Genomic DNA, 9,631 nt, shown 5'->3' with positions numbered 1-9,631 from the left:
CAGGTGGCCCGGGACCTGGGCCACCGGCCGGGCCAGGTGCGCGCCGTGGTCGAGCTCCTCGCGGGCGGGGCCACGATCCCGTTCGTGGCCCGGTACCGAAAGGAGATGACCGGCAGCCTCGACGAGGTGGCGATCGCCGCCGTCTGGGACCGGTACGCCTATCTGACCGAACTCGAGGCCCGCAAGGCCACGGTGCTCGAGACCATCGAGGGCCAGGGCAAGCTGACCGACGAGCTCCGGGAGCGCATCCGGGCCGCGAGCACCAAGCAGGAGCTCGAGGACCTCTACCTGCCCTACAAGCCCCGGCGCCGGACCAAGGCCGACCAGGCCCGGGAGCGGGGCCTCGAGCCCCTGGCCCTTCGGGCCCTGGCCCAGGAGGACGCGGCCGGGGACCCCCTCGGGATCGCCTCGGCCTTCGTGGACCCCGGGCGGGAGGTGCCCACGGCCGAGGAGGCCCTGGCCCAGGCCGGCTACATCGTGGCCGAGACCGTGGCCCACGACCCCGAGGCCCGGGCCGAGGTGCGCCGGCTCACCTGGGAGAAGGGGGTGTTGCGGGCCGAGGCGCTTCCGGAGAAACGGGGCGAGCGCACCAAGTTCGAGACGTACTACGACTTCGCCGAGCCCGTGACCCGGGTGCCCTCCCACCGGGTGCTCGCCGTGCGCCGCGGCGAGGAGGAGGGGGTGCTCCGGGTCTGGGTGGAGGCGCCCGAGGCCGAGATCCTGGCCGCCCTGGAGCGCCGGTTCCTGAAGCCCGAGCCCTCTGTCTGGCGCGAGTTCGTGCGCCAGGCCATCGCCGACGCGTACCGGCGGATGCTCGCCCCCTCCATCGAGGTGGACGTGCGGGTGGAGCTCAAGACCCGGGCCGACGAGGCCGCCATCGCGGTGTTCAGCGAGAATCTTAGGCATCTTCTGCTGGAGAGCCCGGCCGGCCGGCGGCGGGTGGTGGCCATCGACCCGGGGTTTCGCACGGGCTGCAAGGCCGTGGCCCTGGACGAGCAGGGCGACCTTCTGGAATGGAAGGCGATCTTCCCCCATCCGCCCCAGGAGCGGGTGGAGGAGGCCCGGGAGGTCCTGGGGGGGCTCATCGCCCGGCACCGGCCCGAGTTCGTGGTGGTGGGCAACGGCACGGCGGGCCGGGAGACCGAGGCGTTCGTGCGGGCGCTCCTTCGCGACCACCCGGAGTGGGGCTGCCGGGTGCTGATGGTGTCGGAGGCCGGGGCCAGCGTGTACTCGGCCTCGGCCGTGGCCCGGGAGGAGTTCCCGGACCTCGACGTGTCGGTGCGGGGGGCCGTGAGCATCGGCCGGCGGTTCCAGGACCCCCTGGCCGAGCTCGTGAAGATCGACCCCAAATCGATCGGGGTGGGCCAGTACCAGCACGACGTGAACCAGACCCGGCTCAAGAAGGCCCTCGACCGGGTGGTGGAGTGGTGCGTGAACCGGGTGGGGGTGGACGTGAACACCGCGAGCCCCTCGCTCCTCCGGTACGTGGCCGGGGTGGGGGAGGCCCTGGCCCGCAACATCGTGGCCCACCGCCGCGAGAAGGGCCCGTTCCGCCGTCGGGAAGATCTCCTGGAGGTGCCCCGGCTCGGCCCCAAGGCCTTCGAGCAGGCCGCCGGGTTCCTGCGGATCACCGGGGGCGAGAACCCCCTGGACGCCTCGGCCGTGCACCCGGAGCGCTACGGCCTGGTGGAGCGGATGGCCGCCGACCTCGGGGTGCCGGTGGACGACCTCATCGGAAACGACCGGCTCGTGGACCGGATCCGGCCCGAGGCGTACGTGGCCGGCGACGTGGGCCTCCCCACGGTGCGCGACATCCTCGACGAGCTCCGGAAGCCCGGCCGGGACCCCCGGGAGGCCTTCGACCCGGTGCGGTTCGACGAGCGGGTCCAGACCCTGGACGATCTTAAGGAGGGCATGGAGCTGCCCGGGGTCGTCACCAACGTCACCCGGTTCGGGGCGTTCGTGGACGTGGGCGTGCACCAGGACGGGCTCGTCCACGTCTCGGAGCTCGCCGACCGGTACGTGGAGGACCCGGCCCAGGTGGTCCGGGTGGGCCAGAAGGTGCGGGTGCGGGTGCTCGGGGTGGACCGGGACCGGGGCCGGATCTCCCTGTCGATGCGCTCGGACCCGGGGGCGGCGCGGCCCAAGGGCAAGCGGCGGGAACTCGCGGCCGACGACTGGAAGGCCAAGCTGGCCCAGCGCTACAGGGTGCGCCCGGGCCGCGCTTGACAACCGCACCCGGCCGGGTCATCGTTCAACGTCGGTGACGGGTGACGGGTGACGGGTGACGGGTGACGGATGACGGGGGGAAGGGTCGCGGGTCGTTGGTCGTAGGTCGTTCGTCGTGACGCCTGCGGGTGGTTCGGGCGCCCTTGGATTACTGCCACAGATTGGCACAGATGGACACAGGTGAAAATCCTCAAATCTGTGTAAATCTGTGTGCATCAGTGGCTGAAATGCCGTGACGGGTGACGGGGGCGGAAGGCCGTGACGCGTGACCGATGATCGGTGACGGGTGACCCGCGATCCAGAGATGGAAACCACGGAGGGCACGGAGTTCACGGAGAAGGGTGGGGAGTTCGACTGCCGTTGGTCGCCGGCCGTGTGTCGTTCGTCGTTGCGCCTCAACGACCCACGACCCACGACCTGCGGGATCTCTACGGCCCCTGACTCTCCGAACGTTCCAAACAGCGAAAAGGAGGAACCCCATGCTGAGCCAAGCCGTGCAAGACGCCCTGAACGAGCAGATGAAAAACGAGTTCTTCTCGGCCTACCTGTACCTGGCCATGGCGGCCTACTGCGAGGCCGAGGACCTGCCGGGGTTCGGGAACTTCTTCCGGGTGCAGGCCCTGGAGGAGTTGACCCACGGCGACAAGATCTACCGCTACCTGTGCGAGGCCGGGGGCCGGGCCCGGATGGCCGCGATCCCCGAGCCCAAGAACGACTACGCCTCGCTGACCGAGGTGTTCGAGTACGGGCTCAACCACGAACGAAGCGTGACCCAGATGATCAACAAGCTCACCGACCTGGCCATCGCCGAAAGCGACCACGCCACCCGGATCTTCCTCCAGTGGTTCGTGACCGAGCAGGTGGAGGAGGAGGCGAACTTCTCGGCCTGGCTCGCCAAGGTGCGCCGGGTCGAGGGCGACGGCCGGGGCCTCCTCATGCTCGACCAGGAGGCCGGCCAGCGGGTATTCACCCCCCCGGCCCAGGGCGAATAAGCCCCCGCGGTGGCCCGGGTCCCGGCGGGGCCCGGGCCGCTTCCGGCGCCATGACCGACTCCCCCCCGTTCCTCCCCACCGACTTCCACGCCGGCCTGCTGGACGCCGTGGACGACGCCGTGTTCGTCCACCACCCGGCCGACGGCCGCATCCTCTACGTGAACCGGGCCGCCTGCGAGCTCTGCGGGTGGCCGGCGGGCGAGATGCTCGCGCTCAAGGTTGCCGATCTGAGCGAGGGCGTTCCCCCCTACACCCAGGCCGAAGCCGCGGCCTGGGTCCGGAAGGCCCGCCTCGAGGGCCCCCAGCGGTTCGAGTGGAGGGCCCGGGCCCGGGACGGGCGGGTTTTCTGGGTGGAGGTGTGCCTGCGCCGGGCCGAGGTCCGGGGCGCCGACCTCGTGGTGGCGAGCGTCCGGGACGTCGACGAGGCCAAGCGGGTGCGGGAAGAGCTCGCCCTGGCCCGGGAGCGGATGAACGCGGCCTTCGAGCACGCCCCCGTGGGGATGAGCATCGCGACCCCCGAGGGGGTGTTCCTGCGGGTGAACCCGGCCCTGTGCCGCATGCTGGGTCGTAGCCGGGAGGAGCTCGAGGGGAGCACGTTCCACCGATACACCCACCCCGAGGACCGGGGGGTGAGCCGGGAGTGCCTGGAACGGCTCGTGGCCGGCGAGGTGCCCTTCTACAGCCTCCGGAAGCGCTATGTGCGCCCCGACGGCACCGACGCCTGGGTCGAGACCCACGCGTCCCTCGTGCGCGACGCCGAGGGGAGGCCGCTCCACGTGCTGTGCCAGATGGTGGACCTCTCGCTCCAGCGGGCGGCCGAGGTGGAGCGCGAAAAGCTTCAGCACCGGCTGCGGCGCTCCCAGCTCCTGGAGGCCATGGGCCGGCTCGCGGCCGGGGTGGCCCACGAGTTCAACAACATCCTGGGGAGCATCCTCGGCGCCGCCTACGTGGGGCGGCTCGACCTTCCGGCCACGAGCCCGGCCCGGGAGGAGTTCGACCGGATCGCCGGGCTGTGCAAGCGGGGGGGCGAGATCACCCAGCGGCTCCTGGCCGTGGCCCGGCGCGAGGCGGGGCCCCCCGGGGCGGCCTCGGCCGGGGAGTGCCTCGAGGAGATCCGGGTGCTTTTGGAGCACACGCTCCCGAAGACCATCGCCCTCCGGTTGGAGGTGGAGCCCGGCCTCGCGCCGGTGGCCGCGGACGCGGCGGGGCTTACCTCGGTGCTCCTGAACCTGTGCCTCAACGCCCGCGACGCCATGCCCCGGGGGGGCACCCTGCAGATCCGGGCCGCCCGAAGCGATCGGGACGGGGCCCGGGGCGTGGCGATCGAGGTCCAGGACACCGGTGCCGGGGTGGCGCCCGAGATCCGGGACCAGATTTTTGAGCCGTTTTTCACCACCAAATCCGAGGGCCACGGCGCCGGGCTCGGGCTGGCCGAAGCCCACGCCTCGGTGAGCGCGTGGGGGGGAGACCTGGACCTTGCGGCCACGGGCCCGGGGGGAAGCACGTTCCGGGTGTGGCTGCCCGAGGCCTCCGGGACGCCCGAGGAGCCGGCGGCCGCCCCGCCGCGGCAGGAGCCCGGCCATCCCCTGACCGCCGCCCCGGTGCTCGTGGTGGAGGACGAGGAGGGGGTCGGGGACCTCGTGGAGGTGGTCCTCTCCCGGTCCGGGTACCGGGTGGAGCGGACCCGCACGGGGCTCGAGGCCCTGGAGCGGCTTCGCCAAAGGGAACCCCCGGGGCTCCTGGTGCTCGACCTCATTCTCCCCGAGTTCGACGGGATCCGCCTCTACCGGGTGGTGCGGGGGCTCCTGCCCGAGCTGCCGGTGGTCGTGATCACGGGCCGGGAGGACCTGGCCGCCAAGGCCGTGCCGCCGGGCTGCCCGGTGCTCCCAAAACCCTTCGGCGGCGACGAGTTCCTGCGGGCGGTGGAGGAGGCCCTCCGCCCGGCCGAGCCGGCAAGAGGCGTGGGCCCCTGAGGTCTTCGATGTCCCGCCGGTCGTTTCCGAGACTCGCACCCATGCGCCGTTTGATCGCCCTGCTCCTCCTGACCCTCACCCCGCTCACTGCCGCCGCGGCCGGGCCGGTCCACCACGAGCTGCGGGTCCGGCTCGACCCCGTGGCCGGCACCCTGGAGGCCGAGGACCGGGTCGGCCTGCCCGGGGCCCTCCGGGCGGTGGAGTTCCGGCTCCACCGTGACCTGGAGCTCCTGGAGCCCGCGGCAGAGCGGATCGGCGCCGAGGGGCTTTGGGCCCGGTACCGGCTCGAGGCCCCGAGGCCCGCGAAGGACCTCCGGTTCCGGTACCGGGGCCCCATCCGCCACCCGCTCTCCGATCCCGAGGACTACGCCCGGGGATTTCGCACGACCCCGGGGCGGATCTCGGAGGAGGGGGTGTACCTCTCGGGGGCGAGCGGCTGGTACCCGGCGTTCGGGCACGGGCTCGTGACCTTCCGGCTCGAGGCCGAGTTGCCCCCCGGCTGGCGCGCCGTGAGCCAGGGGGGCGGCGACCCCGGGGGCGAGGGGCCGGCCCGGTGGTCCTGCGAGGTGCCCCAGGACGAGATCTTCCTCGTGGCCGCGCCGTGGTACCTGTACCGCCGGCCGGCCGGCCGGGCCGAGATGCAGGCCTACCTGCGGCAGGACGACCCCGGGCTCGCCCAGAAGTACCTGGAGGCCGGGGTGTCGTACCTGGGGCTCTACAGCGAGCTCATCGGGCCCTACCCCTATCCCAAGTTCGCCCTGGTGGAGAACTTCTGGGAGACCGGGTGGGGCATGCCGTCGTTCACGCTCCTGGGGCCCCGGATCCTCCGGTTCCCGTTCATCCTCCACTCCTCGTTCCCCCACGAGATCCTCCACAACTGGTGGGGGAACGGGGTGTTCGTGGACTACGAGGCCGGGAACTGGTGTGAGGGGCTCACGGCGTACCTGGCCGACCACCTGATCCAGGAGAACCGGGGCGCCGGGGCCGAGTACCGCCAGACCACGCTCCAGAAGTACGCCGACTACGCGGCCCGGGGCCGGGACCTCCCGCTTCGGGCGTTCACGGCCCGCCACAGCTCCTCGTCCGAGGCGGTGGGGTACGGCAAGGGGCTCATGGTGTTCCACATGCTCCGCCGCCGCCTGGGCGACGGGGTGTTCGTCGAGGGGCTCCGGCGGCTCTACCGCGACCACCGGTTCCGCCGGGCCTCCTGGGACGACGTGCGCTCGGCCTTCGAGGCGGCATCGGGCCGGGACCTCGCGGGCTTTTTCGGGGCGTGGGTGGACCGGCCGGGCGCCCCCGACCTGGAGCTCCGGCGGGCCGAGGCCCGCCGGCGGGGTGGGCGGTGGAAGGTGGAGATCGAGCTTCTGCAGCGCCAGCCCGAGGCGGCGTATCCCCTGCGGGTGCCCGTGGCCGTGACCCTGGAAGGGGAGCCGCGGGCGCGGTGGGTCGAGGTGGAGCTCGAGGGGCGGTTCGGGGCCTGGGAGGGGTGGTTCGAGGCCCGGCCCCTGCGGCTCGACGTGGACCCGGCCTACGACTGCTTTCGCCGGCTCGACCCCCGGGAGATCCCGCCGGCCCTGAGCGGGGCCTTCGGCGCCGACCGGGTGGCCGTGGTGCTCCCCTCGGCCGCCGGCGAGGGGCTGCGCCGGGCCTACGAGGAGGCGGCCCGGGCCTGGGCCCAGGGCCAGGAGGGCGCCTGGGAGGTGATCCCCGACACCGAGCCCCTGCCCGAGGCGGGGGCGGTGTGGATCCTGGGGTGGGAGAACCGCCACCTCGGGGCCTTCGCCGAGGCGGCCCGGGAGTACGGGGTGGTCTTTTCGGAGCAGGGGGTGGCCTGGGACGGCAACGGGGCCCACCGGCCCAGCGACACCGCCGTGCTCGTGGTCCGGCAACCGGGGAACCCCGGCGCCGTGCTCGCCTTCGTGGCCGCACCCGAGGCCGCGTTGCCGGGGCTCACCCGGAAGCTTCCCCACTACCACAAATACAGCTTCCTCGTGTTCGAGGGCGACGAGCCCGCCAACGTGGACAAGGGCCGCTGGCCGGTCACCGACTCGCCCCTCACGGCCCAGTTGGGCGAGGCCCCCGCGGCCCGGGCGGCCCTGCCCGAGCGGGAGCCCCTGGCCCGGCCGCCGCCGGCCTTTTCCGCCGAACGGCTGCGGCAGACCGTGGAGTTCCTGGCCGCGCCCGAGCGGGACGGCCGGGGGTTCGGCACCCCGGGCCTCGACGCGGCGGCCGACTGGATCGCCCGCCGGATGGCCGAGGCCGGGCTCGAGCCGGCCGGGGACGGGGGCGCGTGGTTTCAGGCGTTCCGGGCCGTGGGGGGGGAGCCCGCGCGGGAGGCGGTGCTCCGGAACGTGGTGGGCCGGGTGCCCGGAGCCGATCCGGAGCTCCGGGACACGGCCGTGGTGGTGGGGGCCCACTACGACCACCTGGGCTACGGCTGGCCCGACGCCCGGGCCGAGGACCGGGGGAAGCTCCACCCCGGGGCCGACGACAACGCGAGCGGGGTCGCGGCGCTTCTGGAACTGGCCCGGGCGGTGGCCGGCGCCCGGCCGGCCCGCACCGTGGTGTTCGTGGCGTTCGCGGGGGAGGAGGCCGGCCGGCTGGGCTCGAAGCACTTCGTGGCCCAGGGCCGGCCGGTGCCGCCGGATCGGACCCTGGCCATGGTGAACCTGGACACCGTGGGCCGTCTGGGCGACGGGAAGCTTCTCGTGCTCGGCACCGGCACGGCCCGGGAGTGGGTGCACATCGCCAACGGCGCGGGCTACGTGACGGGCGTGCGGGTGGAGCCCGTGGCCCGGGACGTGGGGGGGAGCGACCAGGTGAGCTTCGTGGAGGCCGGGGTCCCCGCGGTGCAGCTTTTCACGGGGCCCCACGCCGACTACCACCGGCCCACCGACACCCCGGACAAGCTCGACTACACCGGGCTGGTGCGGGTGGTCGAGGTGGCCCGGGAGTTCGTGGCCTACCTGGCCGACCGCCGGGAACCCCTCACGCCGGCGGACGCGAAGGCCCCGGCCCCGGCCGGCCCGGGCCGGCGGAAGGTGAGCCTGGGCACCGTGCCGGACTTCGCCTTCCCGGGCCCCGGGGTGCGGCTCTCGGGGGTGACCCCGGGTTCCCCGGCCGAGGCGGCCGGCCTCAGGGAGGGGGACGTGATCGTGGGGCTGGGATCCGAGGAAATCCAGAGCCTGGCCGACCTGGGCCGGGCCCTCAAGGCCCACGCCCCGGGCGACCGGGTGGAGGTGGTCTACCGCCGGAACGGCGAGGAACGGCGGGTGGAGGTGGAGCTTAAGGAGAGGTGAGGGGGCTGGGCGGCTAGGCGGCTGGGCGGCTGGGCGGCTGGGCGGCGGAGAGGCCGTTCGTCGTAGGTCGTTCGTCGTTGGTCGTCGGGCTGAAACGACCTACGACCCCCGACCTACGGCAGTTCCCGCGTCCGCGCGTCCCAACGTCCCAGCGTCCGCACGAAAAAAGCCGGCCCATCGGGCCGGCTTTTTTCTACTCACACCAAGAACGGCCGTAGGTTCGTACGACCCTCCGCGGGACCTCGGGTTGCCGCCGCAGGCCCCGCCGCCACGCCGCAAACCGCCGCTGGGTCTCCCGGGCGAACCGGTAGGCCGCCTCGGGGGCAAGGGTCAGCGTGGTCAGCACCACGGCGGTCACAAGGGTGGGAAGCACGGCGACAACGATCTCCATTCGGAGCTCCTTCCGGGCGGCCAGCGGCGCCCGTCGGTGGGATTCGGCGCGCAGGATAAGGATTTCGTCGCCCCGTGTCAAGGAAAAAAGAGGAGTGGGAAGGTAGTCTATGGCTGGGCGGCTAGGCAGCTAGGCGGCCACGTCCCTTCCGTCCTTAACGTCCCTTTCGTCCCTCACAATCCACGACCCGCGACCTCCGGCAGTTCCCCGATTCACGGCAGTTGACCCCTCCCAACGCTCCCCACACCCCCTCCGGCAGCTCCGTCTCGCCGTACCCCAGCACCCCCAGGAGCCGCACCTCGGGGTAGGCCGCGAGCACCTCGGGGTTCGTGGCCTCGGCCGGGGTCGAGGGGGGCTGGGTGGCCGAGAGCACGGTGCCCAGGAGCTCGACGCCCCGGTCCCGCAGGTAGCGGGCCGAAAGGAGGGTGTGGTTGATCGTGCCGAGCCCGAGTCGGCCCACGAGGAGCACCGGAAGCCCCCGGTCCCGGATCCAGTCGGTGAAGAGGAGGCCCTCGGCAAAGGGCACGAGGAGCCCGCCCGCCCCCTCGACGACCACCAGGTCGTGGCCCGCCGCGAGCTCGGCGAGACGCCGGTCCACCACGGCCGGGTCCACGGCGCGGCCCTCCCGCCGGGCGGCCACGGCCGGGGCCAGGGGCTCCCGGAACCGAAACGGGCAGATCCGGTCCAGGGGCTCGGCGCACCCGGCGGCCGCGGCCAGGGCCAGGGCGTCGGCCGGCCGGTCCGGGT

General features: G+C 73.3%; 6 protein-coding genes. 4 read left to right on the top strand and 2 right to left on the bottom strand.

Features of this window, described 5'->3' with window-relative positions; genetic code table 11:
• From ACY0I8_RS13460 to ACY0I8_RS13445, 4 genes are all read left to right on the top strand, one after another.
• Nucleotides 1–2,229 (top strand): Tex family protein (locus tag ACY0I8_RS13460; RefSeq protein ID WP_461395167.1); only part of this gene is annotated, 2,229 nt, incomplete at its 5' end.
• Between the two features lie 479 nt (nucleotides 2,230–2,708).
• On the top strand, nucleotides 2,709–3,221 hold the full coding sequence (locus ACY0I8_RS13455) for a ferritin (RefSeq protein WP_461395166.1): 513 nt from the start codon (nucleotides 2,709–2,711) through the stop codon (nucleotides 3,219–3,221).
• Between the two features lie 50 nt (nucleotides 3,222–3,271).
• Nucleotides 3,272–5,194: a hybrid sensor histidine kinase/response regulator gene (locus ACY0I8_RS13450; protein WP_461395165.1), complete on the top strand. Its 1,923-nt coding sequence runs from the start codon at nucleotides 3,272–3,274 to the stop codon at nucleotides 5,192–5,194.
• 41 nt (nucleotides 5,195–5,235) lie between these two features.
• Complete coding sequence (locus ACY0I8_RS13445; protein WP_461395164.1) at nucleotides 5,236–8,493, top strand: M20/M25/M40 family metallo-hydrolase; 3,258 nt, start codon at nucleotides 5,236–5,238, stop codon at nucleotides 8,491–8,493.
• A 193-nt stretch (nucleotides 8,494–8,686) separates the two neighbouring features.
• Here ACY0I8_RS13445 and ACY0I8_RS13440 read toward each other — a convergent pair whose 3' ends face one another.
• Nucleotides 8,687–8,884, bottom strand: a complete 198-nt coding sequence (locus ACY0I8_RS13440; protein ID WP_461395163.1) for a hypothetical protein — start codon at nucleotides 8,882–8,884, stop codon at nucleotides 8,687–8,689.
• A 154-nt stretch (nucleotides 8,885–9,038) separates the two neighbouring features.
• A partial coding sequence (gene bioD / locus ACY0I8_RS13435) for a dethiobiotin synthase (RefSeq protein WP_461395162.1) occupies nucleotides 9,039–9,631 on the bottom strand: 593 nt, incomplete at its 5' end.

Source organism: Deferrisoma sp., from assembly GCF_054681715.1.
Note: the sequence above shows the minus strand (reverse complement) of the source record. Positions and strands in the feature narration are given on the sequence as shown.

Bases quoted from the DNA above. Each gene is read 5' to 3' on its own strand.
- ACY0I8_RS13455 (WP_461395166.1), top strand. From the start codon at position 2,709: ATGCTGAGCCAAGCCGTGCAAGACGCCCTGAACGAGCAGATGAAAAAC.
- ACY0I8_RS13450 (WP_461395165.1), top strand. From the start codon at position 3,272: ATGACCGACTCCCCCCCGTTCCTCCCCACCGACTTCCACGCCGGCCTG.
- ACY0I8_RS13445 (WP_461395164.1), top strand. From the start codon at position 5,236: ATGCGCCGTTTGATCGCCCTGCTCCTCCTGACCCTCACCCCGCTCACT.
- ACY0I8_RS13440 (WP_461395163.1), bottom strand. From the start codon at position 8,884: ATGGAGATCGTTGTCGCCGTGCTTCCCACCCTTGTGACCGCCGTGGTG.